The following is a 24987-nucleotide window of genomic DNA, read 5'->3' on the forward strand; positions in this document are numbered from 1 at the left end:
ATCACTGCACACGACCACCGACCGTGTGGATGATGACCACCTTCGGGTCCCACGGCACGAGCTCGTCCACCTTCCGCTGCAACTCCTCGCGCGGCGGCAACTGCGCGGGGCCCAGCACCGAGACGGTCGCGATATCGCTGTGCAGGGTGACGTCCATGACCTGCGCGTCCGGAGTGTCCCGGAGCCAGTCGCCGGCCGCGTCGGCGATCTGACCGGCCCACAGAGTCGACAGCGAGTTGAGCACCATCGGGATCGCCACCAGCACCAGCGCCGCGCCGAGCACCAGGTAGGCCCTGCCTCGCCGCATCGTCGCCGGATCGGCCTCGCCCGCGTACCCGGCGATGAGCAGCACGATCGTCGACGTGATGATCATCGCGACCACATTCGACGCGAACAGCACGAACGCGCCACCGGCGAGCGCGGGTGCGTCCTTTCCGAAGAGTCACCTCAGCCGGCGAGGTTGACGATGCCGCGAGCGGTGAACAGGGCACCGAATCCGAGCAGTACCGACAACGTCAGCATCCGGCTGTGGCTCAACATCCACGCCTGCGCGACCGCCAGACTGTGCTCGGCCCGTTCGCCCATCGCGAGATAGATCCCGATCGGAATCAGGAAGTCGACGACCGCCGCGACGAGCAGGATCGCGGTCGCCAACAGCGCGTCGGCCAGGCCGACGGCGGAGCTGGCGATCACGCTCATCCCCGACATCATGATGAACAGATTCGGGTTCAACACCCCGAGTACGACGCCGATCGCGAAGGCCTTGCGGGGGCCCGCGGTGGCGAGCTCGTCGAGCACGCGTGGCTTTTCGCCGGTGTGCCGACGGGGCCGCACCAGCATGACGACGCCGAGAGCCAGAAAGATCAGACCGACCACGAGTCCGGCGATGTGGGAGGTCTGGGCCGTGGTAGCTCCCGGGTCCGGCGCACCGCCGATGCACGCGGCGAGCGCGACGATCGAATACACGACCAGGAACCCGAGCCCGAACATCGATGCGTTGCGCACCGGGTCGCGCGAGCGCAGCAACAGGACACAGCCGATCACCGCGCCCGGCGTGACCATCAATCCCACGATCTCCGGCAACAGCAATGCCATCAGTCCGCCCACGTCACGCCCTCCGCTCTCGATGGATCCGAACCTCGGCATCGGCGTAGGCGGCCAGTGTCGACTCGCCGAGTGTGCTTGTCGCAGGGAAGAATTCGATGTGCAGGCCCTGTGCGTGCAGCAGGTCGTCGGTCCAGACGTCGCGAATGTGCGGGTCGACACCGCTGAGGTAGAGGCGGCCACCGAGCGAGTCCAGCCGGCGCGCGTAGTCGCCGACCACGTGCAGGAAGGTCGCGCTCACGCTCGTGCGCCCTCGCAGGCGCAGAATGACGACGGGCTCGTGCGCGCCGTCGGGGTCGGGCAGCTTGGCCTGCAGCGTGCGCGCGCCCGCGTAGAACAGGCTGCCGTAGACATCCAGGATCACGACCTCGTTGTCGGACAGTGAGGTCGGGGCCTTCGCCTCGACGAGATGCTCACCCTCGACCCGTAACCGCACCACCTTCAAATCGATGGCCTCCTGGTTCAGCTGCAGCAGCAGCGACAACCCGACCCCGACCCCGACTGCCGCCGTCACGGGCAACAGCAGGGTGGCGAAGAAGGTCACCAGCAGCGCGATCCGTGAGATCGCGCCGCTGCTCCAGATGGCGACGAGGCGGTCCGGATCGATCGACCGCGCTGCGGCCACCATCAGTATCGCGGCCAGCGTGGGCAGCGGCACCCTGCCCACCGCCCCGGCCAGCGCGACCAGGATCACCAGAATCCAGAGCCCCGACCACATTCCGCCCCAGCGGCCACGCGCACCGGAGGAGACGTTGATCGCCGTCTGCCCCACCGATCCACCGACCGGCATCCCACGAAACAACCCGGCGAAGACATTGCCGATGCCTTGCGCCGTGAAATCACGATCGACCGAGCTTCGCGTCCCGCCGGGGTTGGGTGCCGACTCCGCAACCCCTGCCCCCTGGACCAGCACGATCAGCGTCACCGCCAACGCCCCGGTGACCAACGACAGCGACAGCGTGCTCGAGTCCGGCAGGTGCGGCATCGGAATCCCGGTGGGAATCTCGCCTGTGTCGGCGACCGTGCCGACTTCGCTCCAGCCGAAAGCGAGCACGACGATCATCGGCACCACCAAGGCGAACAGGGCGGCGACCGTGCGCAGCCGCGTGTGTGCCAACCCGATGAGCAGCATCATCGCGAGTACGCCGACAACGGCTGCCCGCCAGTCGAAGTCCAACGGATGCAGCACCACGTGCAGCGCCTTCTCCGCCGCGATCGACCCCCGCACCGGCGCACCGAGCAGACTCGGCAACTGGCCGAACAGGATGTTGGCCGAGATGCCGAGCAGGAACCCGGTCATCACCGAGTGTGAGACGAACCGGGTGTACTTGCCCAGCCGCAACATCGCGGCGACGATCATCATCGCGCCCGCGACCAGCGTCAACATCACGATGGCGCCCGACCGCTGATCCGGTTCGACATCGGTCAGGGTCGAACCCACCGCCAACGCGGACGCACTCGTCGTGGTGACCACCATCAGCTGCGTGCTGGTACCGAACCCGCCGAAGAATCGCCCGGCCATGCTCGCGTAGAGCCCGTGCACCGGACTCACCCCCGCGAGAACACCCGCCGCCATCCCGTCCGGCACCCCGCCGATCGCACCCGGAATCCCCGCGACGACATCGGCTTTCGACATGCGCTCGGTCACGAACCACCGTCGTACCCGCCGCACGATGTCAGTCACCGGTCCGCCGCCGCACCGTCGCCCTCGCGCCCATCGCAGCTCCTTCGACGGCGGACCGGTGGATCAGGGGGTGACGATCGCGAAATCCGGGTCGGGGGCGTCGAGGTAGCCGACCAGTTCGGCCAGCTTGGTGGGATCGCCCTCGGCGGTGACGCGACCGTCGCCGATCATCTTCGCCAGATCCTGGCCACCGAGCAGTGCCGCGCGCAGGTCCGCTTCGGTGAGCGTGAACGTCGCCTGGGCGGGCGGGGGCTCGCCTTCGACGTCGAAGTGCACGAGCAGTCCGTTGCGCAGCTCGGTGCGGTGCACCGTGCCGGAATCGGTGATGCGCCAATCGATGACGATCCTCGCGTCCCACGCGCGCGGGCCGTCGACGCGCAGCGCGATCGCGTCGAACAACTGCTCCACGGAGAGGGCGGCGGAAATATCGGCCGACGACGTCGCCAGCGGAGTACCGACATTGCCGTTGCGCAATTCGTAGGCGCCCATCAGGAAGAAGTTGCGCCAGGTGCCGTTCTCCGCGCCGAAGCCTAGCTGTTCGAGCGTGTCGGCCTGCAGCGCTTTCGCCTCGGCATTATCGGGGTCGGCGAAGATGACGTAGTTGAGCACCTGGGCCACCCAGCGGAAGTCGCCCTCGTCGTAGGACTTTCGCGCCTTGGCGACGGCTTCGTCGGCACCGCCCATGAAATCCACATGGCGCCGGGCGTTCGCGACCGGCGGGTGCTGCCACAGCGTGGCGGGATTGCCGTCGAACCAGCCCATGTATCGCTGGTAGATCGCTTTGACATTGTGGCTCACCGACCCGTAATAGCCGTGGGTCGACCACGAGTTCACAACGGCGGGCGGCAAGGGCAGGTCCTCGGCGATCTCGATGCCGGTGGAGCCCTTGTTCAATGCCCGCAGAGTCTGGTCGTGGAGATAGCCGTAGAGATCGCGCTGTACCGAAAGGAATTCGGTCAGCCGATCGGTTCCCCAGGTCGGCCAATGGTGCGAGGCGAACACGACATCGGTGCGGGCGGCGTATCGGTTGATCGCCTGCGTGAGGTAACTCGACCACACGTGCGGATCGCGAACCAGCGCACCGCGCAATGTCAGCAGATTGTGCAGGGTGTGGGTGGCGTTCTCGGCCATGCACAGCGCCCGCCGGTCGGGGAAGTAGAAGTTCATCTCCGATGGCGCCTCGGTGCCCGGCGTCATCTGGAATTCGATGCTCACCCCGTCTACTGTCACGGTCTGCCCGGTGTGGTCGATGTAGACCGTCGGCGAGATCAAGGTCGGGGTACCGAGCGAATTCGTCGGCCCGAGGCCGGCACCGACCGACCCCTTCGGTCCGCGGGGAAGTGCGGCGCCGTACATATAGGCCGCCCGGCGCGCCATCGCGGTGCCCGCGTACACGTTTTCCTCGACCGCGTGTTCGGTGAAACCGACCGGCGCGATGATCGGGCAATGCCCGGCCGCCACCTCTTCTTCGGTGGTCACCCCCTTCACACCGCCGAAATGGTCGATATGGGAATGCGAATAGATCACCCCGGTCACCGGGCGGTCGCCGCGATGCTCGCGGTACAGCGCGAGCCCGGCGGCGGCGGTCTCCTCCGAGATCAGCGGATCGATCACGATCACGCCGGCGTCGCCTTCGACCAGCGTCATATTGGACAGATCGAATCCGCGGATCTGGAAGATGCCGTCGGTGACCTCGTACAGGCCTTGCTTCACACACAGTTGCGACTGCCGCCACAGACTCGGATTCACCGTGGGCGGGCACTCGCCGTCGAGGAACGAGTAGGCGTCGATGTCCCACACCACCTTGCCCGCGGCGTTCTTCACCACCCCCGGCGTCAGCGCCGCGACGAACCCACGCTCGGCATCGGCGAAATCCTGGTTGTCATCGAACGGTAGCGTGCGCAGCAACGTCTCGTTGTTGGCTTCGACGCTGGCCGAGGCATCCTGCTGACTGGTCATCAGATGGTGTTCCTGTCTATGAGCGACGCCGGATCGCGCAGTCGTTCGCGGATTTCAGGAGAGAGCCTTGGCCTTGAGTTGCTGGAATTCCGCCTCGGTGATGGCGCCGGCGTCGAGCAGCTTCTTCCCGTCGGCGATCTGGGCTGCGGAATTGGTGCCCGCGGCCTGCCTGATGTAATCGTCGGTCTCCGTGCGTGCCTGCTTCTGCGCTTCGGCGGTCCGTTCCGCCATGCCGCTACCGCGGAAGATCAGATACACCAGTCCGGTGATCAGCGGGAACAGGATCAGACACACCACCCACACCGCTTTCACCCAGCCCGAGGTGGACCGGTCCCGGAAAAGATCGGTGAGCAGGTAGAACATCAACATCAGGTAGGCGACAAAGCAGAAGCTCACAATGATGACCCAGAGAACGTCCCACACCGACGACATGATTCGACCTCACTTCTGTGATGCGTGACCACCGGGCGGCGGTTACGGTTCAACCCTTGCCGCCATCGTCGCGAAGCCCGTGCCCGCACACATCATCCGAATCGGGTGAATCCGTCCGCACCGCTCGACCTCACCCATAACGGGGGATCCGGATCGTCCCCGACAGCCCCTACCGTCGAATCCATGACGATCACCTCGCATCCCGTCCGCCAGGGTCTCGCGGCGGGCGTCACCATGCTCGCGGTGATCATGCTCCTGGTAGCAGGCACACTGAGCATCCTGCGCGGTATCGCCGACGTCACCGAGGACGAGCTGTTCCTGATCCCGAGCGAATACAGCTACCAACTCGACGTCAGCGCCTGGGGCTGGATCCACCTGGCGCTGGGTGTACTCCTCGTGGCCGTCGCCGTCGGGATGATTCTGACCGCGTCCTGGGCCCGCATCGCCGCCTACTGTCTGGCCGCCCTCTCGATCATCGCCAATTTCCTGTCCCTGCCGTACTGCCCGTGGTGGTCGGTGATCATCATCGGCATCGACCTCGTCGTCATCTGGGCCATCTCCACCTGGAACCCCCGACCGAGTCTGAGCGTGCAGGTGGTCCCCGTGTCGGAGATGGCTACGTCTTCGTAGCGGTGATCTGGGTCAGCACGCAGCGCCATCGGCCGTCGGCGTGGATGAAGGCGTCGGTGGTCCATTCGTCGGCGTCGAATCGAATGCCCTGGTAGTGAGCGGTATTGGTGACCCTGGTCGTCAGCAGGGCGAGTTCGCCGTGGTAGCGGATTCTGGGCTCACCGACGCGCTCCATCGCCGAGTGTGTGAGGTCACCCGATCGGACGAAGGCCAGGAACTGTTCGGCGGTGGTCATGCCGTTCTCGGAGACCATGATCCACTCGTCGGCCATATAGGAGCCGATCCGGTCCGCGTCGTTGGCGACGATCGCCACCTGCCACTCGTCCAGAACGGCCAGGAGTTGGTCATCGACCGTGCGACCGGAAGAAGTTCGTGTTGTTGCCATGCGGCAACGCTAAGACTGAGCGCGGTCGGCGGTCTTGGACGAATGGAACGCGCTGCCTGCGGCCCTGACCGGCGATGCGGCCGCGCCCAGCTTCGGCGGCGGCCGCATCGACGCACGGTTACGGTGTCACGACCGCGAAATTCGGGTCGGGGGTGTCCAGGAGACCGAACAGTCGCTGGAGGACGCCGGGGTCGCCGGTGTGGTCGATCCCGGCCAAGCCCTTGCCCGCGAGAATGCCGAGTAGTTGTGGCTTGGTGAGAGTGACGGTGAGGTCGATATCGGCCTTGGACCGTGGGTCGGGCGTCTGGATGAGGACGCCGTTGGACAGGGTGAGACGCACGACAGAGTCCTGGTCGGTGAAATGCCATTCGATCCGGAACGAATCCTTCGCCGCGCGTGGACCGTTCACCCGGATGGCGATCGAGTCGAACAGCTGGTCCACCGACAGTGCCGCGGCCATCCCGCCGCCGAGGTCGAGCTCGGTCCGTTGGATTCCGTGCCGCAGTTCGTTGTCGCCGGTGAGGTAGAAGCAGCGCCAGGTGGCGTTCTCGGCCCCGAAGCCGAGTGTTCGATAGGTCTGGGCGAGTGCGTCTTTCGCGGCTTTGTTGTCCGGCTCGGCGAACACGGCATGGGTGAGCAGCTCAGCGGCGAAGCGCAGATCGCCCGCGTCGGCGTAGGCACGTCCCTTCTCGATCACCGCGTCGATGCCGCCGATGGTCTCGACGTACCGGACCGCTTTCGCCGTACGCGGGTGCTCCCAGAGCGAGGTCGGGTTCCCGTCGAACCAGCCGAGATAGCGCTGGTAGACCGCCTTGACGTTGTGGCTCACCGACCCGTAATAGCCACGGGCGCTCCACGCGTCGGCCAGGTTCGGCGACAACTCGAACTGTTCGGCGATCTCCGGGCCGTTGAGTCCCTCGTTCATCATCCGCAGTGTCTGATCGTGCAGGTACATGTACAGGTCGCGCTGCACCGACAGGAATCCCATGATGTTCTCGGCACCCCAGGTGGGCCAGTGGTGCGAGGCGAACGCGACATCGGCGTCGACGGCGAACATCTCGATCGCCTCGTCGATGTAGCGCGACCAGATCCGCGGATCGCGCACCTGCGCGCCGCGCAGGGTCAGCAGGTTGTGCAGATTGTGGGTCGCGTTCTCGGCGAGACAGAGGGCGCGGTGGCGGGGAAAATAGAAGTTCATCTCCGCGGGAGCCTCGGTGCCCGGGGTCATCTGGAAGACGATCGGCACGCCGTCGACGGTCTCCTGCTGGCCGGTACGCGTGATGTCGACGGTGGGCGGGATCAGGCCGAACGTGCCATGGGAGGCCTGGATGCCCAGCCCGGTGCTGCACTGGCCTTCGGGTCCGGGCGTCATCCCCATGCCGTACATGTAGGTGCCGCGCCGCGTCATCGCGACACCCGCGTAGACGTTCTCCGAAACGGCCTCCGCCATGAAACCGGCCGGCGCGAGAATCGGCACGTCACCACGGCCGTCGGGCAGCACGCCGTCGACACCGCCGAAGTGGTCCCCGTGGGAGTGGGTATAGATGACACCGGTGACGGGCCGGTCGCCGCGCTCCTCGCGATACAACGCCAACCCGGCCGCCGCGCACTCGGCCGAGATGAGCGGATCGATCACGATGATGCCCGTATCGCCCTCGACGATCGTCATATTGGAGATGTCGAAACCACGGATCTGATAGATGCCGTTCACGACCTCGTACAGCCCGTTCTTCACACAGAGCTGGGCCTGCCGGAACAGACTCGGGTTGATCGTTTCCGGACACGGCCCGTCGAGAAACCCGTATCCGCTGGTGTCGAAAACGACCGTGCCGTCAGCCTTGGCGATCCGCATGGGCGTCAGGGTCTTGATGAACCCGCGATCAGCATTCTCGAAATCGGTGCGATCGTCGTAGTCCAATGCCATCGCAAATCAGCTCCTCAGCTCGGTCGACGCGTCGACTCGATGCTCGGCGCCCCGCAGACTCGCCACCTCACCCGCAGCGGGTGAATTGCGCACGCGCGGTCGGTAACGCCACGGCGGGGTCGTGTCGAGCATCCGCCTAAGCTGCGGGTGTGGCAGATCCGGTATCGGCTGAGAATTCGTCGGGAGACGCGATCGCGCAGGCGTTGCGCGCGGAGATCCTGGCCGGTCGGCTCGTAGCCGGGGAGCGGCTGGTCGAGGAAGCCCTGGCGAAACGGTTCGGGGTGTCGAGGATTCCGGTACGCGAGGCACTGGCCCGGCTGCAGACCGAAGGTTTCGTCACCATCGTCCGCCATCGCGGTGCGACGGTGTCGTCGTCGTTGATCCACGACGGTCGCGAGCTACTTCAGGTGCGGCGGGGTCTCGAGGTCCTGGCGGCGCAGCTCGCGGCGGAAAGACGGGGTGGCGTGGTCGCGGACGACATCTCGCGGGTCGCCGACGGCGAGACGGACACGCACACGCCGTTCCACGAGTTGATCGCGACCGCCTCAGGCAACGAACAGCTGCGCGAGATGCTCGCCACGCTGAACCAGCGGGTGCAGTGGAGTCTCGGCCACAACCCGGAGACCTCGGCCGACGATCATCGCGCGGTGGCGATCGCGATCCGTAACGGTGCGGCGGTCCAGGCGGGCTATCTGATGGATGAGCACCTGCGCCGGGACGAACAATTCTTCTCGGCGGAGTTCGATCGTTAGCTACTGCCACTAGTTGTATACAGTCTAGTCGAATATATCGATGGCTTAACATGAAGTACGAGGAGCGAAACTCGTACGTCACAGGAACTGTATACAAATTAGGCAGTGCGATTCCAGTTCCACGCTGTAGTCGGCTCGCCGATACGACCGTTGTCGGCGTCACACTCCCGTACCCGGAGTTCCGACATGTCCCACACCGCCCCCGGCGAACTCACCGCCGTCACCGTCCCCTCTCCGTCGCCTGCCACCGAACCCGGAGTCTCCGCCGGGTTGTCCTCGGCCTTGGACCGCATCGGTTTCGGCCGAGTACAGATCGTCGTCATCTCGCTGCTGATGGCGGGCCTGTTCTTCGATTCACTGGAACAGAATTCGACCGGCGCGATGGGTCCGCTGCTGAAGGAATCCTTCGGCATCGACAACGCCCAGCTGACCATGATCAACACCGTCACTGTGCTCGGCGGCCTGGCCGGTCGACTCATCGGCGGCTACCTGGCCGACCGGTGGGGCCGGCGCACCGCGCTGAGTCTGAACCTGCTCGTCTACACCCTCGGCGGCCTCGTCAGCGCGGTCGCGGTGAACTACGAGATGCTGCTCGCCAGCCGATTCGTCGTCGGCATCGGACTGGGTGGCGAATTCACCGTCGGGTTGGCGATTCTCGCCGAGATCGTGGCCACGCGTCATCGCGGCACACTGCTGGCGACGCTCAACATCTCCTCCGGTGGCATCGGCAACATCGCGTCGTTCGGGTTCTTCTGGCTGGTACTCGGCCCGCTGAACAACGTCCTCGGCGGGAACGACAGCTCCTGGCGCTGGACCTACGTGATCCTGGCCGTGCCTGCCGTGCTGGTCGTGTTCTTCCGCCGCTACCTGCCCGAATCGCCACGGTTCCTGCTGTCGAAGGGCAACATTCACGCGGCGAACGTGAGCCTGTCGAAGCTGGGCAGCGGCAGTGTCGCCGGACTGCGTCATCCCGGCGTCGTCACCCCGTACGTCACCGAAGCCGACATTCCGGTTCCCACGAAGTCGTCCTATCTCACCGTCTTCCGAGGTCGCAATCTCCGCAACACCGTGGCCATCGGCGCTGCCTCCTGGATGTCGTTCGGCGCGCAGGTGACACTGCTGTTCCTGATGCCGATCCTGCTGGTATCGCGCGGATATTCGCTGTCGGACTCGCTGGCCTTCACGATGATCATGAATGTCGGCAGCCTGTTGGGCGCCTGCGCGGCGTCGTATCTCGCGGGCCGGGCGCCACGGCGCCGCACGGTGATGTCCGCCGCGGTGCTCGGCTGCGTCTCCGCGATCACCTTCGCCACTTTCGCGAACTCGACCGCGCTGATCCTGGTGCTGGGCATGATCTTCCAGTTCTTCACCATGATGCTCAACACCATGCTGTCGGTGTGGTCGCCGGAGCTGTTCCCGACTTCAGTCCGGGCCATGGGCACCTCGGTGGTCAACGGCATCGGCAATGTGGCCGGCGCTGTCATGCCGTTCGCCGCGCTGTTCTTCTTCGACCTCGCCGGTGTGCCCGGCGTGTTCTTCATGATCGCGGTCATGTACGCCCTGCTGGTGGTGGCCGCCCGATTCGGACCCGAAACCTTCGGTAAGTCACTCGAAGCCGTCACCGAACAACCCCGCTGAGGAGCCGACCCCATGCTCGACCTGACGATATCCGCGACCGCACACGGCTTGAACTACCTGCCGGAGTACTACGCCGATCACCTCGGCCTGTTCGCGGAGAACAACGTGAAAGTCACTGCGACAGCGAAGGATCCCTGGACAGGGGTGCTCGACGATCTCGACAGCGGAGCGGCGGATATCGCCCTTGGCGGGCTGTGGGTACCCGGGATGTACTGGGGAACTCCGCGCGAACTCACGGTGTTCGCCCAGCTCAACCACCAGTTCCCCAAGGCGCTGGTGACCCGTCCCGGTACCGGTGCCATCGACTGGGCCGATCTCACCGGCCGCACCGTCCTCGCGCCGGGGATCGGCGGCAGCGCCCCGTACGCCTTCACCGCGGGACTGATCCGCGAGTCAGGCGTCGACCCCGCGGGCATCACCTTCCTGCGTGATCTGTCCACCCCGATGTTCGTCGAACTGTTCGAGGCCGGGCTCGGTGATGCGATCGTCCTCGATATGACCACCGCGCAAGTGCTGCAGGACAATGGAACCGGCACCATCGCGATCGACTACGCCGAAGTCGGCGGTCTCGGCCCGAACAGTGTCTATTACTGCCGGACCGACCGCGTCGAGGAGCTCTTCGACCGGCTCGTCGGCTTCACCTCGGCTCTGGGCGAGTCGATGCGGCGGTTGCGGACGACGACGGTCCCTGAGCTCGGGCCATTGCTCGCAGAGCACTGGCCCCACCTCGCCCCGGCGACCCTGGCTCGTTCCTGCGAGCGCATCAAGGATTCTCGAACCTGGGACACTGTGCGCATCGACGCCGAGGCCAGCGACCGATGGATGCGAATTCTCCACCAGGAAAGAATGGTTCGCACACCACCCCCGTTCGCAGAACTCGTCGACACGCGCATCGTCGACAGCGCCGAGCTCACCGTGGCGTACAGATAGCGCGCTGGTCAGCTGCGTGGGCGTCCCGGATTTCGGGGGTTCCCGCAGCTGACCGGCAGTGCTGGTGCCTCAGAGGTTGACGCCGAAATCGCGGGCGATGCCTTCCAGGCCGGAGGCGTAGCCCTGGCCGGTGGCGCGGAACTTCCACTCGGCGCCGTTGCGGTACAGCTCGCCGAAGACCATGGCGGTTTCGGTGGACGCGTCCTCGGAGAGGTCGTAGCGCGCCAGTTCCTCGCCGTTGCTGCGGTCGAGGACGCGGATGTAGGCGTTGCGCACCTGGCCGAAGGACTGGTTGCGGGTGGCGGCGTCGTAGATCGAGACCGGGAACACGATGGAGTCGATCGTGGCCGGGGTGTTGGCCAGGTCGACGTTGATCGTCTCGTCGTCACCGTCGCCGGCGCCGGTGGTGTTGTCGCCCGCGTGCTCGATCGCGCCCTCGGGCGACTTCAGGTTGTTGAAGAAGACGAAGTGCCCGCTCGACACCACCTTCTTGTCGGCGCCGAGGCCGATGGCGCTGGCGTCGAGGTCGAAGTCCGTGCCCGTGGTGGTCCGCAGATCCCAGCCGAGGCCGACCGCGACGGCGGTGAGGTTCGGCGCCGCCTTGGTCAGTGAGACATTGCCGCCCTTGGACAAGCTGACACCCATATCGAATCCCCTTGCTCATCGCGGCACGAAGCGCGCCGACGACCACACCCTAACGTTCGACTCTGAACGTTTGCTGTGATCAATCCTGTTCGGCCGCACCTGTTTCCACGGGCATGCGGTCGGCGCCCCAACTGCGCCGGAGATAGCCGATCACCCGGTCCAGCTCCGCGCGCTCGACGGCGGCCAGCTCACCCGGCTCGAGCGGGTCGAAATGGAAGATGTAGAGCCGCGAGGCGAATTGCTCGAAGGGCAGCGACGCTTCGCCGAAACGCTCACCGTGCCCGGCTGTTCCGACGACGACCCCGTCGCCCCAGTCCTGGCCGCTGTCGTTGTTCGGGTTGTAGAAGTACACCCGCATCACGTCCTGCGGGTCGAGGCTGACGCGCAGCACGGTGATCGCGTGCCAGCCGACGAAGCGGGCCGCGCTGTCGGTGACGGCGATACCGGCGGGCTGCGGGTGGATCACCGGCTGGTTGCCGTTGTAGAAGGGGTGATAGCCCGCGTAGAAGTGGCGCAGGAACTCGTCGAGGTCGGTCAGCAAGCCGGTGGCGACATCGACATTGATCCGGAAGCCGCGGCCGGACCACCAGCCGTGGAATTCCGGGTTGATCCAGCGGTGCGGGTCGCCGTCGCGGCCGATACAGCGCCGTCCCATCTGCGCGTAGATCCGGTCCAGGTGCGGTACCACCAGCAGCGAGACCGGGTCCAGATCCAGTTGCAGCGCGGTCGATTCCGTGTCCTCGGTCTCGCGCGAGGAGATCGGCTGCCCTTCGAAGTGCATCACGATCTCGTCGTCGCGCGCGGCCCACACCAGCGTCTGCAGCAGATAGTCGGGGTCGTTGTAGGCCCACATCGACAGTGCTCGCGCCGATTGGCAGGTGGGGTTGTCGCCCTGCCCGATTCCCAGCGGCAGGCCGAGAACCGACAGCATCCCCGACAGCAGCCACGCCCGCGGCTCCGGCGTCGGCCCGAACACCTGGGTCAGCCGCCGGCGCGAGTGCGGTGAAAGCCGCAGCGCCAGTTGGCGCCACAGCGCGGGCGCGACCGGTGGCTGATAGAGGATGCCGCGTTCGAGCAGCAGGGTGAGTCCGTACACGCACTGCGCCGTTTCGACGTGCACAGCCTGCTCGATGAGACTGTGCACGAGTTCGTGATAGCAGAGCAGGCTGTCGCGGCCGGTGCTGGACAAGCCCATCGCCTCGCCGAGCAGATACTCACCTTTGGTGAGCAGAAAGCGCAGCAGCACAGCGTGATACGGCGAGACCAGCCCGGTGTCGTGCATGGACCGCGCGAATCCCGTTGCCTCGTACTGCAACGCACTGTCGTCCATCGATTCCAGCCGCGTGCGGTAGATCTCGACCCCGGGGTCTTCCCTGCACCCCTCGGTGGTTCCGTAGAGACTACTGATCAGCCGGTCGGCGCCGAGGCCGCTGGCGCCGAGATCCACGTCGGGATTCGCCCGGGCGACGGCGATCTGGGTGATCATCCGTTTGACCCCGTCGACCTGGATGGGCCGCTGCCGCAGAATGCGCCAGATCTCGTCGACCAGGTTCTCCAGCACCTTCTCGTACCCGACCTCGGCGACGAGGTAGTGCAGCAGCTCGCGCGAGACCTGCGCCATCCGCCCCTGCTGTTCCCGCTCCGCCTCGGTGGGCGGGGAGAACAGCAGCGACAGATTCACCGCGAGCACCTGCGACAGGTGATCCTCGGCCTCTTCGGCCGACACCAGCGCATGCTGATATTCGCCCTTGGCGACCGCGAGCAATCGCAGATCGCTCACCGCCTCCAACACCATGGTGTCGGCGTTGGCGCTGCGCAAGGAGCCGGTACTCAGCGCCGGGATGAGGATCTGCGGCTGCGCCCAGTCGGTCCCGAGGAAAAGGCCCGCGGTCTCCAGCTTTTCGGCCCGTTCACGCACCGCCGCGCAACCACCGGGCAGCAGCAGCACCCGCCGCAGCGAGTCCATCACCCTGGGCAGCTTGACCTGCTTACCGAAATCGCCCGCGTCCGCGAGGGACTGTATGGCGTGGTCCACCGTGGCGAGACGCCGGTCCAAGCTCGCCGGGTCGTGGCCGTCCGGACTCAATCGCCGATCCCTTCGCACTCCGCTGCCCCTGGCAACGGATCAAATATAGAAGTCGAGCTCTTCTTGTCGCTTCAACAGATCCCGCAGAGTGTACGGGTCCTCGCCGAAGAAATAGAGCAGACCCCAGTGATTACCGAATGCGGTGCGTTTGGTGACCTTTTCGGCCTGCGGCGCGGTGAGCTCGTGCGTCTCGAAGTAATCATGATCCTCGGTCTCGGGCGGCACCGACAGCCGACTGACCACACGTCGACGCGGATACACGCCGAAGCACCCGGCGTGGCCGGTGGCATCCACCACTTCCTTCGGGAAGAACGCGTCGATCTCCTCGTCGGTGGACTTCGGGTCGAACGCCAGTACCAGCGCGTGGTAGGCGTTGAAACCATAGGTCCGTTCCAGCAGTTCGAACACCTTGAAACCCGGTGGCCGGTAGGCGACCTCGCCGAAATACATTTCCCCGTCGCTGGTGACGAAGTACTCCGGATGGATGAAGCCGAATTCGATGTCGAAGGTCTTGATCAGTTTTTCGACCTGCCGGGTGATCTCGGGCCGATATTTCTCGAGTTCCGGCGTCGCGGGCACGAACACCGAGTATCCGAGCGTCACGTACTCCGAGATGTTCAGGAAGCAGATGCGGCCGTTGTGGACCCAGGCCTCGACCGCGAACTCCCAGCCGTCCAGGTGCGATTCCATCAGCATCGGGAACTCGTCGTCGGGGATGAAGTCCACCTCGTCGGGGGTCCGGATGATCCGGTGACCGAGGCAGCCCGCCTTGTCGAACGCCTTGAGGTGAATCGGATCGTTGGGATCACCGTCGAGTTTCAGCAGGGTTTGATTGACCCGCTTCAGGAATCGGATCACGTCGTCGCGTTCGTGCGCCTCTTCGAAGATTCCGACCCGGATACCGCCGAGCTGCGCGCGCCGCTTCATCAACGACTTGTCACGCAGGAGCATCGACTGCCCGAGCAGGCGAGGATTGTCGAGCAGGACGGAGTTGATCGCTCCGGCCCATTCAACCGTCTCCTCGAAGATCGGAATGGCGACGTCGACTCCCTTTTTCTTCAGGGTCTCGGCGATCTCCATCGAACGATCGTTGAGCCGCTCGAAATCCCAGGGGATATAGGGTATGCCGTGCTCCGTGCAATAACTTTCCGCCCATTCGGGCGCAACTACGATATAGCGGCGGTCGAACCGGTCAACCGCCTCGACCGCATTCAGACTCCAGCCCAGCAGGGCTACATAACCTTTGTTCGGGTTTCGACTTTTCGATTCGTCAGCTGAAATCGACAAACCTTATCCCTCCTCGAACTCCACAGCCCGGAAACCGGGACGCTGAAATGAATCCCTGCAGGGCTGCCATTTCCATGGAGTACCCGGCCCCTGCTCGATCAACCATGACGAAGCTGTGACCGAGGGGCTTGTGACCGGGCGCGACCAGCACCCATCCCGCGGCGGGACTACGCTCAGGCGATGCCCGGTCCAGAGACCCTTCCGCCGCCACGCAACGGTGTCGGCCTCGCGGCGTTGGTGCTCGGCATCATCGCCTGCGCGGTCTCGTTCATTCCCGTCGTCAGCGAGTTCGTCGCCGCCCCAGCCGGTATCGGCGCCGTGGCCGCCGCGTTCATCGGCTGGGATCGGATCGAGAACGGTGTGGCCACCAACCGCGCCGACACGATCGCGGGCGGCATCCTCGGCGCGATCGCGCTGGCGGTCACGGCCCTCGTCTACCTCGCGACCCACTCCGGCTGACGAGCGCATTCCGTCGCCATGCACGCGGCGAGCGAAGTCCGTAGCCTGAAAATCGTGATTACTCTCAAGAAGGAAGACGGCGCGGCCGATCTCGCCGGTATCACCAAAATGAGCGTGGGGGTGAGCTGGGATCCGTCGGCGGGTTCCAGCGGTGGAATTCTCGGAATGGCCCGGCGCAAGCGCGGTGTCGACCTCGATCTGATCGCCGTGCTGTTCCAGGGTGCTGAGCCGGTGCGATTCGCCGGCCTGGATTCACTCGATCCGCTCGGCAACGGATCGGTGCTGCACACCGGCGACGAGCAGACCGGTGCGGCCGCGGGCGACGACGAGACCGTGCACGTCACGTTCGCCACTGTTCCCCCCGCGATCGACTCCATCGTCTTCGTGGCCGTCGCGTTCAAGAAGGGCAGTTCCTTCGAGAAGGCGAACAACGTCTCGTTCAAGATCTACGACGCGACCGGGGGCGATACCCAGCCTGTCGCCGATATCTGGCCGTCACTGCTCGGCGCAGAGAACGCCAATGCGATCGCGCGGACCTTCCGCAACGGTCCGGTGTGGCAGCTGGAGGTCCTCGACCGCAAGGGCAAGATCAAGCAGGGCGATCGCCAGGCGTTGCTGCGCTTCGCGATCGGCTGACGTCGCGGCGGCAGGGCCCGGCGCGCAGTGCGCCGAGCTCCGCCGTGGCGCGGCGAACAGACCTCGCACTTTCCCACTTTTGCGACATCGGCGAAGTTCGTCAAGACCACGCGATTTCGGTGTTCCCTGAATAGTTGCTGCGCTACGGTTTTCCGCATGGACGACATCGAGTTGGATTTGCCGAGCGTCGCTACTTCCCACAACGCCGGACGAATTCTGGAAATCGGCGCGGTCGGTCTGCGCAACCCCCTCCCCGTCGACGGCGAACAGGCCCACGCCTATGTGTGCTGCGTCGACGGCACCACCCTGCAGCTCCCGGATTCGCTGCAGAACTGGGCCATGCAAACCCTCGCCGCGAACTTCGACCTACGCGCCACCGGCCTACCCTCACTGTTCCCCTGCCGCTTCGAATTCGGCATCCGCGACGGCGCGGCCTACGCGGTACCGGTGACCCAGCGGTCGCTGCGCGAGAAGGCGAACGCGTGACGACCTGAGCAGAGAATTCCTTTGTCGCACAACGCGTCTACCGCCAATATCTGCGTGCGCTGAAGAACTAGGCGATCGGCGGCAGGTGGACGACCTGGCCCGCGTAGGCCAGACCGGCGCCGAAGCCGAGTAGCAGCGCGGTGTCGCCGGGGTCGGCGGCGCCGGAGCGCACCAGCTGTTCCATGGCCATCGGAATGGAGGCGGCGCTGGTGTTGCCGGTTTCGATGATGTCGCGCGCGACGGCGACAGTTTCGGGCAGGCCGAGGGTGCGGACCAGCGCGTCGGTGATGCGGATATTGGCCTGGTGCGGAACGAACGCGTCGAGGTCGTGAGCCGTGAGGCCCGCGAGGTCGAGCGCGTCACGACACGCCTTCTCCAGAAACGTGACGGCCCAGCGGAAGACCTCGGTGCCGTTCATCCGGATGTAGGGACGTTGCGACGTGCCACCGCTGGCCTCCGCCGCGGCGACTTCGGCGAAATACTCCAGGAAGTCCTTGTCCTGCTTGATCGCCGAGGTGCGCGCGCCATCCGACCCCCACGCGACCGGGCCGATCCCCTCCTGCTCGGCCGGCCCGACGACGACCGCACCGGCACCGTCGGCGAAGATGAACGCGCACCCGCGATCGGTGGTGTCGAGCAGATCCGACAATCGCTCCACACCGATCACCAGCACCTGCCGCGCCTGACCCGAGCGCACCAGATTCGCCGCATCGGCCAACGCGTAGCAGAAGCCCGCGCAACCCGCGGAGATGTCGAACGCGGCGGTGTCGTGCATGCCGAGTTCGGTCGCCACCACCGCGCCCGCCGACGGACCGAGCACCATCTGCGACGACGTCGCCAGCACCACGGCGTCGATCTGCTCGGCGCTCACCCCCGACGCTGTGAGCGCGTCCCGAGCAGCCGCGACACTCATCGAGACGATCGTCTCGTCGGGCTCGGCCCAGTGCCGGGCGGCGATCCCGGAACGGGTCTTGATCCACTCGTCCGAGGACTCGATCGCGTCGACGATCTCGGAGTTGGGCACGACACGGCGCGGGCGGTACACGCCGAGGCCGAGAATTCCCGCGTGGGTGACCGGAACCGCGGTGGCAATGGGGGTGGGCATGACATCCTCTCCATATGAACCGATCGGTTCACGTAGGAATAGGTCTAACATGAACCGATCGGTTCAATCAAGGGGTAGGAGAAGATCGGATGGCCGCCGGACCACGCGCCCGACTCATCGAGCACACGATCAGCACCGTCCAGGAACACGGCGTGCACGCGTCCTCCCTCAGCGAACTACTCGAGCGCAGCAGGACCTCACGCAACTCGCTGTACCAGCACTTCCCGTCCGGAAAGGGCGAATTGGTGCAGACAGCGGCACGGATCGTGGCACGCCTGGTGTACTCACATGTGAGCGCCATGGCGGACGCCCTGCAGACCGCGCCGTCGGCCCAGCAGTGGCTCACCGACCTGCTCGCCTTCTGGCGCGCCCCGCTGGAGAAATCCGACTACACCGCGGGCTCGTTCATGATGGCGGCCGCTCTCGACGAACTCGACCCCGCCGTCCAGTCCATCGCGGGCCAGGCGTTCGCCGAATGGACCGCCCGGCTCGCCGACGGGATCGTCGCCACCGGGATCGAGCGATCGACCGCGGTGTCGCTGGCCGGGTTCCTGCTCACCACCATCGAGGGCACGATCGTGCACAGCCGCGCGCTCAAGTCCGCGCATCCGTTCGACCAGGCGGTCACTCAGCTGACGATCCTGTTCACGGTGCACCTGACCGAACGGTGAGCCGTCTCACGAGATACTGTGTGCCGCATCGAGTTCGGCGCGCAGGGTGGCGATGATCCGGCGACGGGCCGCCGCCCCTTCGGGGCTGGGCGTCAACGGGTAGACGTGCACGAGTCCGGATTCTTCCTGATAGTCGAGGTCGAGGCCCGCCGCGCGTGCCTTCGCCGCCAGCAGGCGGGCGTCGGGGTTCAGGATGTCGTCGGTGCCGGTGAACACGGTGATCGGGCCCAGCCCGCCGAAGTCGCCGAACAGGGGGCTGACCAGGGGGTCCTTCATCGAGAGTTCGCCGCTCCACATCCGGCCGAACACCAGCCCACCGTCGCGACCCAGCCACGGGTCACGCAGCAGAACCGCGTCGATCTCGGGGTTCTCGAGAGTGAGGTCGAGCGCAGGAGAGATCAGCAGCGTGCGGGGGACGATATGACCCGCGTCGCGCAGGTGCAGCGCGGTGGACAGCGCGATCTGACCGCCCGCGGAGTCGCCGGCGAGGAAGGTCGGACCGTAGCGCTCGTCGGCCGCGGTGACCAGTTCGGCGACGCGGGGAATCACCTCCGCCGCGGTGCCGAACGGAATCAGCGGATAGATCGGGACCGTCACGACGAGATGCGTCCGAGCGGCGATCCTGGCCGCGAGTTGCCAATGTTGCGAAGCGATTTCGCCCACCCAGCCGCCACCGTGCGCGTACACGAGGCCACCGCGGGAGATCCCGTCCGACGGGGTCAGCGTGTAGATCGGCCAGCCACGGTCGTGCTCCACCGAGATCTCGACACCGCGGAGTGTGCGCGGCGGACCGTAGGCGAGGGGCCGCAGCGCGCGCTCGCGCACATGCGCAGCGGCCAGCTCGGCATCGACGTAATTCCGGTTGCGCCGGGTGACCCGCAGGAAGCCCGGAATCACGAACCGACTCATCACACCGGGCACCGCGACCTCCACTCGACGACGAGACCGGTGCGGTCCACAGCGCTCGGGCCGAGCGTCACCGGTGCCAGCCAAGCTACTCCGTGCCGGCCTCAGCCGAGGGGCTGCTCGGTGATATCGGTGCGCAAGCTGGTGCCGTTGAGGTCCAGATAGAGCACGCCCTCGGTGACCGAGAGGGTGGCGGTATTGCGACGGTCGACCAGTCCCGCGGCCTCATCGATGAACGCGCGATCGAAACTGACCAGCGGAATCTGCGCCGCGTTGTGAATCTTCTTGCCCGCGTACTGCGCGAGCACCTTCGCCGGGTCGCGGTGGGTATAGACCACAGCCCGACCAGCGAGTTTGCTCCCGCGGTGAATACGGTCCGCGTCGGGCGCGCCGACCTCGATCCACGCGGTCGTCCGGCCGGTCATATCCCGAACCTGCACCGCTGGCTCATCGGTGGCCGAGATCCCGCCGTCGCTGAACACGATCCCTTCCTCGTACTGCAAGCAGTACGCGAGGATCCGGGTGATCATGTACTCGGCCGTCTCCGACGGGTGCCGGGCAACCCGCAACTCGAGATCCTCGTACACCCCCCGATCCACATCGGCGAGCTGAACGGCGAAGTTGTGCAGTGTTGCGCTGAGTGCCATAGGAGCTCCGACCCTACCGGGCCGCGACGTCGACTACTCGCGCACTCCCGGTTGCGCTGACCGGTCCGGACCGCCAGCATCTGTACATGAGAATCACTCACGTTTCGGCTCTGGCCGCCGTTTTCCTCGCACTCGGCACGGCAACCGTTGCGGCAGAACCGAACGCGGCCGACTCACCCCGTCAGGCCATTGCCCGCGCCTACCTCGACGCTCTGGTGTCCCACGACGCGAGCGCGGTCCCCTTCGCCCCCGACGCCACCCGCGTCGAGGTCGGCATCCGAACCGGCTACTCGGGCCCCCAGCTGAGCGCCGACTTGGAGAACGGCCTCCAGTACCGCGTGATCCAGGGCATTCGCGACCTCACCATGTCCGAATCCGGCGACACGGTCACCACCCACTACCTCCTCGACGCCGGAGTGGCCGACATCCGCCTGACCACCGTGGAGATCACCGAGACCTTCGTCATCCCGGTGGACTCCATCCAGACGATCGAGGCCACGATCACGCCGGTGCTGTAACGACCTCGCGGCCGACGAGTTGTCTCGCGCTCACTGATCCGCATCCAGCAAGGCCCGCGGGGCGGCCTGACACCACGAGTCGGTGACGATGGCTTCCAGTTCCTCGCGATCGTCGAGTGACGCCAGGCGGACGCGGACCCAGGGGTTACCGGACTCGTGCGAGGCGATCCAGAATTTGCCGGGTTCGGCGAGGACCAGTTCGTCGCGATCGAGAATCGGGCAGCGGACCGCCATCGAGGTCTCGTCCTCGGGCAGGGTGAGGAACAGCTTGCCCGCGACCTTGAAAATCGGCATGCCCCAGGCGAAATGCTCTGTCGTCTGCGGCAGCGACAGCACGAAGGCGCGGACGTCCTCCCCGGTGACATTCATGCCCACATCCTGACACCACACACCGACACGATCGGATCCATCGCCGCGGGACCGCTAGTCGACGGCACCGAGGGTGGCGACGGTTTTCCTGGCGCGGGAGGCGGTGATCCGGCGGCCGATCACGCCGTGGCGGGGGGCGAAGAGGTAGACGAAGGTGAAGGCGACGCCCTGGGTCACCACGACCATGCCGCCGGCGGCGGTGTCGAGGTGGTAGCTGATGTAGAGGCCGGTCACCGCGCACAGCACCGAGATGGTGGGGGCGATGACGAGCATGCGGGAGAAGCGGTCGGTCAGGAGATAGGCGGTGGCGCCGGGGATGATCAGCATGGCCACCACCAGCACCACGCCGACCGCTTGCAACGCGACCACCGAGGTCAGGGCCAGCAGGGCCAGCAGGGCGGTGCCGAGCACGCGGGGGTTGAGGCCGATGGCGTGGGCGTGGGTGGCGTCGAAGGCGTAGAGGGTGAAGTCGCGGCGTTTGAGGACCAGGGCGACCAGGACGATGGCGGCCAGGATCATGATCTGGATCATCTCGCCGCGGCTCACGCCGAGCAGGTTGCCGAAGACGATGTGGTTCAGGTCGGTCTGGCTCGGCGTCACCGACACCAGCACCAAGCCGAACGCGAACAGGGTGGTGAACACGATGCCGATGGCGGCGTCTTCCTTCACCCGGCTCGTATCGCGGACCACGCCGATCAACGCCACCGCGAGGAACCCGAAGATCACCGCGCCGACAGCGAACGGCCAGCCGACGATGTAGGCCAGCACCACACCGGGCAGCACCGCGTGCGATACCGCGTCACCCATCAGCGACCAGCCGATCAGCACCAGCCAGCACGACAGCACCGCACAGACCACGGCGGCCGTGACCGTGGTGGCCAGCGCGCGCACCATGAATTCGTAGCGCAGCGGGTCGATGAAGAATTCCTCGAGGCTCATCGGTCTCCGTCCACATCCAGGCCGAAGGCCTTGGCCAGGTTCTCCGGGCGCAACACCACATCGGGGTCGCCGTGCTCGAGCACCCGGCGGTTCAACAGCACTGCCTCGTCGGCCAATTGGGGCAACGCGTGCAGATCATGGGTGGACACCAGGATGGTGGCCCCGTCGGCGGCGAGCTCACGCAACAGCGCGGTGATGGTCGCCTCGGAGCGCTTGTCGACACCGGCGAACGGCTCGTCGAGCAGCAGGATCGTGGCCTCCTGGGCGATGCCCCGAGCCACGAACGTGCGCTTCTTCTGACCACCCGACAGCTGCCCGATCTGCCGGTCGGCCAGGTCGGTGAGCTCGACGCGGGCCAGCGCGGCGTCGACGGCGGCACGGTCGGCCTTGCTCGCCCGGCGGGTGAAACCCATTTTCCCGTAGCGCCCGGTCATCACCACATCGCGCACCGACAGCGGGAAACTCCAGTCCACGTCCTCGGACTGCGGCACGTAACCGAGACTGCCCGCCTTGCGCGCGGCGGCCGGGGGGCGGCCGTTGATCAGCACCCGGCCTCGATCGGGCGTGACCAGCCCCATCACGGTCTTGAACAGCGTCGACTTGCCCGAGCCGTTCATACCGATCAGCCCGCACACCCGGCCCGATTTCAGGGTCAGCTCGACAGTGTCGAGCGCGAGCACATCACCGTAGTGGACTGTCACGTCCTGGATTTCGACTACCGGTGCGGTCATTTCGAGACTCCGGCGAGTGCGGTCGCGATGGTCTTCGCGTCGTGGCGGATCAGGTCCAAGTAGGTCGGGACCGGTCCGTCGGCCTCGGAAAGCGAGTCGACATAGAGCACGCCGCCGAACCGTGAACCGGACGCCTCGACCACGCGTTGCATCGGCGCGTCCGACACCGTCGATTCACAGAACACGGCGGGCACGCCGCGCTGGCGAACGAAGTCGATGGTCGAGCCGATCTGCTGCGGGGTGGCCTGCTGTTCGGCGTTGACCGGCCAGATGTACTTCTCGGTCAGCCCCGCGTCGCGAGCCAGGTAGGAGAACGCGCCCTCGCAGGTGACCAGGGCGCGCTGGTCGGCGGGCAGGGTGTTCACCGCGGCGACGAGATCGTCGCGCACGGCGCCGAGCTGCGTCTTGTAGGCATCGCCGTTGGCACGGTAGGCGTCGGCGTGTTCGGGGTCGAGATCGGTGAACGCGCGGACCATGTTGCCGACGTAGATCTGCGCGTTCACCGGCGACATCCAGGCGTGCGGATTGGGCTTGCCCCGGTAGGCGTCCTCGCTGATGTCCATCGGCGCCACCCCCTCGCTGACCACGGCGTGCGGCACATCGAGGTCGGCGACGAACTGGGTGAACCAGGCCTCGAGGTTCAGCCCGTTGTCCAGGATCAGATCAGCCTTGGCGGCCTTCTTGATATCGCCCGGCGTCGGCTCGTACCCATGGATCTCAGCCCCCACCTTGGTAATCGATTCGACCCGCAGATGCTCGCCTGCCACATTCCGCGCCATGTCGGCCAGGACCGTGAAGGTGGTGAGAACCACCTTCTTCCCGTCGTCATCGGAGGTGATCCCACCGCAGGCAGTGAGCGCGAACGCCATGACACTCAGAACACATGCCGCAAGCACCCGGCGGCGCGCCGGCGAACGGTAGAACCCAACCCTCATTCCAGAATTATATTGTTCGGGTAGCCGAACTTTCAAGTTCAGGGCTAGAAACAGTCGCGAGGACGGCTCAGGATGCCCAGGGCGGGGTGAAGGTAGAGCCGTCGGGGAGCTCGGCCGCGAAGCCGACCCGCACAGTCACCAGCAGCCTGGCGATCTCGTCGGCCGAGTTCGCGAGGGCGATCATCGAACCGGCGGGCGCGACCGCCGCGTCACCGGGTTTCATCGGCGCGGATTCGCCGTCGATCGTCATGGTCACCTCGCCCGACAGCACAACGAACGCCTCCTCGCCCAGGATGCGATGGGGCACGCCGACCGAATCGGCCCGAACCTCGGTCTGCCAGACGCACAGCTCGGCACTGCCGGTGCCGGGTCGGACGAGGGACGTGAAGCGGGCGTTGTGCACCTCGTGCACCTGCGCGTCTGCGGAACGGATCACCGGCATTCGAAACCTCCATAAGGTCAAGCAACTTGTCTATATAGTCAAGTAGATTGACTATTATGTCAAGTGCCAGAATGACTGTCGTGCCCGTGAACGCAGACCTCCCCCTCCTGTTGCTCGCGGCAGCGGCCGAGGTGACCGAGGCGGTGCACGCCAGGGTCGCCGCGGCGGGATTCACCGACATCCGGCCGACGCACGGCTTCGCGTTCGTCCGCATGGCGCCCGACGGCGCGACGGTCGGGGAGATCGCCGACCACCTCGGCGTCACCAAACAGGCAGCCAGTCAGCTGGTCGACGAGCTGGTCACCAAGGGTTATGCCGATCGCAATCCACACCCGCGCGATGCGCGCGCCCGCCTGATCACCCTCACCGAACGCGGCTGGGCATGCACGCGAGCCGCCGACGCCGCCATGGCCGAGTTCACCCAGACCTGGTCGGACACCCTCGGCGCGACCACCCTCACCCAGGTCAGCAAGGCGCTGGGTCGCGTCGTCACCCCGGGGCGAGTCCGCCCGAGCTGGTGAACCGCCACCACCGCCGTAACCAAATCTTGCAAACCGACGATGTGCATAACGGGTACCCAACAATCCGAAGAACTGGATTTTCAAAACCTGCGCGGTGTCACGGCGAGCGGCATACTCTCGGATCGAGCGGTGACGCGCCACCGCAGCACCCGGGCCGACGGTCCGG

Annotated in this window: 28 protein-coding genes; 10 read left to right on the plus strand and 18 right to left on the minus strand. The window is 66.0% G+C overall.

The features are described from left to right. Position 1: 1 nt before the first annotated feature. From ACFVVI_RS12190 to ACFVVI_RS12210, 5 genes are all read right to left on the minus strand, one after another. Positions 2–400 (minus strand): hypothetical protein, encoded by a 399-nt coding sequence (locus ACFVVI_RS12190; protein ID WP_378994663.1) that lies wholly within the window; start codon positions 398–400, stop codon positions 2–4. A gap of 47 nt (positions 401–447) precedes the next feature. After that, positions 448–1107: a GAP family protein gene (locus ACFVVI_RS12195; protein ID WP_387445311.1), complete on the minus strand. Its 660-nt coding sequence runs from the start codon at positions 1105–1107 to the stop codon at positions 448–450. 1 nt (position 1108) lies between these two features. Beyond that, entirely contained in the window at positions 1109–2752 is a 1644-nt protein-coding gene (locus tag ACFVVI_RS12200) for a SulP family inorganic anion transporter (RefSeq protein ID WP_387445312.1), read from the minus strand. 99 nt (positions 2753–2851) lie between these two features. Then, entirely contained in the window at positions 2852–4747 is a 1896-nt protein-coding gene (locus ACFVVI_RS12205) for an alkyl/aryl-sulfatase (protein WP_387445314.1), read from the minus strand. Positions 4748–4801: 54 nt separating this feature from the next. Then, positions 4802–5179, minus strand: a complete 378-nt coding sequence (locus tag ACFVVI_RS12210) for an SHOCT domain-containing protein (protein WP_378994671.1) — start codon at positions 5177–5179, stop codon at positions 4802–4804. A 183-nt stretch (positions 5180–5362) separates the two neighbouring features. Here ACFVVI_RS12210 and ACFVVI_RS12215 point away from each other — a divergent pair, with 183 nt between their 5' ends. After that, positions 5363–5809: a hypothetical protein gene (locus ACFVVI_RS12215; protein ID WP_387445316.1), complete on the plus strand. Its 447-nt coding sequence runs from the start codon at positions 5363–5365 to the stop codon at positions 5807–5809. Here the strand turns inward: ACFVVI_RS12215 and ACFVVI_RS12220 are convergent. Together ACFVVI_RS12220 and ACFVVI_RS12225 are read right to left on the minus strand one after the other, a co-directional pair. Beyond that, a complete protein-coding gene (locus tag ACFVVI_RS12220; RefSeq protein ID WP_387445318.1) occupies positions 5796–6194 on the minus strand; it encodes a nuclear transport factor 2 family protein in 399 nt (132 codons plus the stop codon). The two genes, ACFVVI_RS12215 and ACFVVI_RS12220, sit on opposite strands and share 14 nt — an antisense overlap. A gap of 118 nt (positions 6195–6312) precedes the next feature. After that, a complete protein-coding gene (locus ACFVVI_RS12225; RefSeq protein WP_387445319.1) occupies positions 6313–8118 on the minus strand; it encodes an alkyl/aryl-sulfatase in 1806 nt (601 codons plus the stop codon). A gap of 149 nt (positions 8119–8267) precedes the next feature. Between ACFVVI_RS12225 and ACFVVI_RS12230 the strand changes: the two genes are divergently transcribed. From ACFVVI_RS12230 to ACFVVI_RS12240, 3 genes are all read left to right on the plus strand, one after another. Next, on the plus strand, positions 8268–8870 hold the full coding sequence (locus ACFVVI_RS12230) for a GntR family transcriptional regulator (protein WP_387445320.1): 603 nt from the start codon (positions 8268–8270) through the stop codon (positions 8868–8870). A gap of 186 nt (positions 8871–9056) precedes the next feature. Further along, complete coding sequence (locus tag ACFVVI_RS12235; protein ID WP_387445321.1) at positions 9057–10508, plus strand: MFS transporter; 1452 nt, start codon at positions 9057–9059, stop codon at positions 10506–10508. A gap of 12 nt (positions 10509–10520) precedes the next feature. Beyond that, the gene (locus ACFVVI_RS12240; RefSeq protein ID WP_387445322.1) at positions 10521–11438 is read left to right on the plus strand and encodes an ABC transporter substrate-binding protein; all 918 of its coding nucleotides are present in this window, start codon (positions 10521–10523) and stop codon (positions 11436–11438) included. A gap of 69 nt (positions 11439–11507) precedes the next feature. Here ACFVVI_RS12240 and ACFVVI_RS12245 read toward each other — a convergent pair whose 3' ends face one another. The 3 genes from ACFVVI_RS12245 to ACFVVI_RS12255 form a co-directional block, all read right to left on the minus strand. Then, entirely contained in the window at positions 11508–12083 is a 576-nt protein-coding gene (locus ACFVVI_RS12245; protein ID WP_067457219.1) for a TerD family protein, read from the minus strand. Positions 12084–12162: 79 nt separating this feature from the next. Next, positions 12163–14169, minus strand: coding sequence for a hypothetical protein (locus tag ACFVVI_RS12250; protein ID WP_378994686.1), 2007 nt, complete (start codon positions 14167–14169; stop codon positions 12163–12165). Between the two features lie 39 nt (positions 14170–14208). Then, the gene (locus tag ACFVVI_RS12255; RefSeq protein WP_378994688.1) at positions 14209–15249 is read right to left on the minus strand and encodes an acetyl-CoA carboxylase biotin carboxylase subunit family protein; all 1041 of its coding nucleotides are present in this window, start codon (positions 15247–15249) and stop codon (positions 14209–14211) included. 387 nt (positions 15250–15636) lie between these two features. Between ACFVVI_RS12255 and ACFVVI_RS12260 the strand changes: the two genes are divergently transcribed. The 3 genes from ACFVVI_RS12260 (at position 15637) to ACFVVI_RS12270 (ending at position 17037) form a co-directional block, all read left to right on the plus strand. Beyond that, on the plus strand, positions 15637–15915 hold the full coding sequence (locus ACFVVI_RS12260; RefSeq protein ID WP_387445323.1) for a hypothetical protein: 279 nt from the start codon (positions 15637–15639) through the stop codon (positions 15913–15915). A 54-nt stretch (positions 15916–15969) separates the two neighbouring features. Continuing rightward, positions 15970–16551, plus strand: coding sequence for a TerD family protein (locus tag ACFVVI_RS12265; RefSeq protein ID WP_101464103.1), 582 nt, complete (start codon positions 15970–15972; stop codon positions 16549–16551). Positions 16552–16707: 156 nt separating this feature from the next. Continuing rightward, positions 16708–17037 carry a hypothetical protein gene (locus ACFVVI_RS12270; protein WP_378994692.1) on the plus strand — a complete coding sequence of 110 codons (330 nt, stop codon included), beginning with the start codon at positions 16708–16710 and terminating at the stop codon, positions 17035–17037. Between the two features lie 67 nt (positions 17038–17104). Here the strand turns inward: ACFVVI_RS12270 and ACFVVI_RS12275 are convergent, their stop codons facing one another. Beyond that, entirely contained in the window at positions 17105–18142 is a 1038-nt protein-coding gene (locus ACFVVI_RS12275) for a beta-ketoacyl-ACP synthase III (RefSeq protein ID WP_378994695.1), read from the minus strand. An 89-nt stretch (positions 18143–18231) separates the two neighbouring features. Between ACFVVI_RS12275 and ACFVVI_RS12280 the strand changes: the two genes are divergently transcribed. Then, the gene (locus ACFVVI_RS12280) at positions 18232–18813 is read left to right on the plus strand and encodes a TetR/AcrR family transcriptional regulator (RefSeq protein ID WP_378994698.1); all 582 of its coding nucleotides are present in this window, start codon (positions 18232–18234) and stop codon (positions 18811–18813) included. Between the two features lie 6 nt (positions 18814–18819). Here the strand turns inward: ACFVVI_RS12280 and ACFVVI_RS12285 are convergent, their stop codons facing one another. After that, the gene (locus ACFVVI_RS12285) at positions 18820–19722 is read right to left on the minus strand and encodes an alpha/beta hydrolase fold domain-containing protein (RefSeq protein WP_387445325.1); all 903 of its coding nucleotides are present in this window, start codon (positions 19720–19722) and stop codon (positions 18820–18822) included. A 101-nt stretch (positions 19723–19823) separates the two neighbouring features. Next, complete coding sequence (locus ACFVVI_RS12290; RefSeq protein ID WP_378994702.1) at positions 19824–20366, minus strand: YaeQ family protein; 543 nt, start codon at positions 20364–20366, stop codon at positions 19824–19826. An 86-nt stretch (positions 20367–20452) separates the two neighbouring features. Between ACFVVI_RS12290 and ACFVVI_RS12295 the strand changes: the two genes are divergently transcribed. Further along, complete coding sequence (locus ACFVVI_RS12295; RefSeq protein WP_387445327.1) at positions 20453–20884, plus strand: hypothetical protein; 432 nt, start codon at positions 20453–20455, stop codon at positions 20882–20884. Positions 20885–20914: 30 nt separating this feature from the next. Here the strand turns inward: ACFVVI_RS12295 and ACFVVI_RS12300 are convergent, their stop codons facing one another. The 5 genes from ACFVVI_RS12300 to ACFVVI_RS12320 form a co-directional block, all read right to left on the minus strand. Continuing rightward, positions 20915–21253 carry an MmcQ/YjbR family DNA-binding protein gene (locus ACFVVI_RS12300; RefSeq protein ID WP_378994706.1) on the minus strand — a complete coding sequence of 113 codons (339 nt, stop codon included), beginning with the start codon at positions 21251–21253 and terminating at the stop codon, positions 20915–20917. 54 nt (positions 21254–21307) lie between these two features. Continuing rightward, positions 21308–22192, minus strand: a complete 885-nt coding sequence (locus ACFVVI_RS12305) for a metal ABC transporter permease (protein WP_378994708.1) — start codon at positions 22190–22192, stop codon at positions 21308–21310. Beyond that, positions 22189–22923 (minus strand): metal ABC transporter ATP-binding protein, encoded by a 735-nt coding sequence (locus ACFVVI_RS12310; protein ID WP_358116468.1) that lies wholly within the window; start codon positions 22921–22923, stop codon positions 22189–22191. The genes ACFVVI_RS12305 and ACFVVI_RS12310 overlap by 4 nt, the downstream gene beginning before the upstream one ends. Beyond that, positions 22920–23792, minus strand: a complete 873-nt coding sequence (locus ACFVVI_RS12315) for a metal ABC transporter substrate-binding protein (RefSeq protein WP_379317876.1) — start codon at positions 23790–23792, stop codon at positions 22920–22922. Before ACFVVI_RS12315 ends, ACFVVI_RS12310 begins: the two co-directional genes overlap by 4 nt. Positions 23793–23925: 133 nt before the next feature. Beyond that, positions 23926–24300, minus strand: a complete 375-nt coding sequence (locus ACFVVI_RS12320) for a cupin domain-containing protein (RefSeq protein ID WP_378994713.1) — start codon at positions 24298–24300, stop codon at positions 23926–23928. An 80-nt stretch (positions 24301–24380) separates the two neighbouring features. On the opposite strand from ACFVVI_RS12320, the gene ACFVVI_RS12325 reads away from it, so the two are divergent. Continuing rightward, positions 24381–24821 (plus strand): MarR family winged helix-turn-helix transcriptional regulator, encoded by a 441-nt coding sequence (locus ACFVVI_RS12325; RefSeq protein ID WP_379315229.1) that lies wholly within the window; start codon positions 24381–24383, stop codon positions 24819–24821. Positions 24822–24987: the final 166 nt, after the last annotated feature.

The sequence above is a fragment of the Nocardia sp. NPDC058114 genome, from assembly GCF_042884695.1.
GTDB lineage: Bacteria > Actinomycetota > Actinomycetes > Mycobacteriales > Mycobacteriaceae > Nocardia.

Excerpts from the sequence above, each read along its gene's own strand:
- ACFVVI_RS12205 (WP_387445314.1), bottom strand. The coding sequence starts at position 4,747 with ATGACCAGTCAGCAGGATGCCTCGGCCAGCGTCGAAGCCAACAACGAG.
- ACFVVI_RS12210 (WP_378994671.1), bottom strand. The coding sequence starts at position 5,179 with ATGTCGTCGGTGTGGGACGTTCTCTGGGTCATCATTGTGAGCTTCTGC.
- ACFVVI_RS12215 (WP_387445316.1), top strand. The coding sequence starts at position 5,363 with ATGACGATCACCTCGCATCCCGTCCGCCAGGGTCTCGCGGCGGGCGTC.
- ACFVVI_RS12220 (WP_387445318.1), bottom strand. The coding sequence starts at position 6,194 with ATGGCAACAACACGAACTTCTTCCGGTCGCACGGTCGATGACCAACTC.
- ACFVVI_RS12225 (WP_387445319.1), bottom strand. The coding sequence starts at position 8,118 with ATGGCATTGGACTACGACGATCGCACCGATTTCGAGAATGCTGATCGC.
- ACFVVI_RS12235 (WP_387445321.1), top strand. The coding sequence starts at position 9,057 with ATGTCCCACACCGCCCCCGGCGAACTCACCGCCGTCACCGTCCCCTCT.
- ACFVVI_RS12240 (WP_387445322.1), top strand. The coding sequence starts at position 10,521 with ATGCTCGACCTGACGATATCCGCGACCGCACACGGCTTGAACTACCTG.
- ACFVVI_RS12245 (WP_067457219.1), bottom strand. The coding sequence starts at position 12,083 with ATGGGTGTCAGCTTGTCCAAGGGCGGCAATGTCTCACTGACCAAGGCG.
- ACFVVI_RS12255 (WP_378994688.1), bottom strand. The coding sequence starts at position 15,249 with ATGGAGATCGCCGAGACCCTGAAGAAAAAGGGAGTCGACGTCGCCATT.
- ACFVVI_RS12260 (WP_387445323.1), top strand. The coding sequence starts at position 15,637 with ATGCCCGGTCCAGAGACCCTTCCGCCGCCACGCAACGGTGTCGGCCTC.
- ACFVVI_RS12270 (WP_378994692.1), top strand. The coding sequence starts at position 16,708 with ATGGACGACATCGAGTTGGATTTGCCGAGCGTCGCTACTTCCCACAAC.
- ACFVVI_RS12275 (WP_378994695.1), bottom strand. The coding sequence starts at position 18,142 with ATGCCCACCCCCATTGCCACCGCGGTTCCGGTCACCCACGCGGGAATT.
- ACFVVI_RS12280 (WP_378994698.1), top strand. The coding sequence starts at position 18,232 with ATGGCCGCCGGACCACGCGCCCGACTCATCGAGCACACGATCAGCACC.
- ACFVVI_RS12285 (WP_387445325.1), bottom strand. The coding sequence starts at position 19,722 with ATGAGTCGGTTCGTGATTCCGGGCTTCCTGCGGGTCACCCGGCGCAAC.
- ACFVVI_RS12290 (WP_378994702.1), bottom strand. The coding sequence starts at position 20,366 with ATGGCACTCAGCGCAACACTGCACAACTTCGCCGTTCAGCTCGCCGAT.
- ACFVVI_RS12295 (WP_387445327.1), top strand. The coding sequence starts at position 20,453 with ATGAGAATCACTCACGTTTCGGCTCTGGCCGCCGTTTTCCTCGCACTC.
- ACFVVI_RS12300 (WP_378994706.1), bottom strand. The coding sequence starts at position 21,253 with ATGAATGTCACCGGGGAGGACGTCCGCGCCTTCGTGCTGTCGCTGCCG.
- ACFVVI_RS12305 (WP_378994708.1), bottom strand. The coding sequence starts at position 22,192 with ATGAGCCTCGAGGAATTCTTCATCGACCCGCTGCGCTACGAATTCATG.
- ACFVVI_RS12310 (WP_358116468.1), bottom strand. The coding sequence starts at position 22,923 with ATGACCGCACCGGTAGTCGAAATCCAGGACGTGACAGTCCACTACGGT.
- ACFVVI_RS12315 (WP_379317876.1), bottom strand. The coding sequence starts at position 23,792 with ATGGCGTTCGCGCTCACTGCCTGCGGTGGGATCACCTCCGATGACGAC.
- ACFVVI_RS12320 (WP_378994713.1), bottom strand. The coding sequence starts at position 24,300 with ATGCCGGTGATCCGTTCCGCAGACGCGCAGGTGCACGAGGTGCACAAC.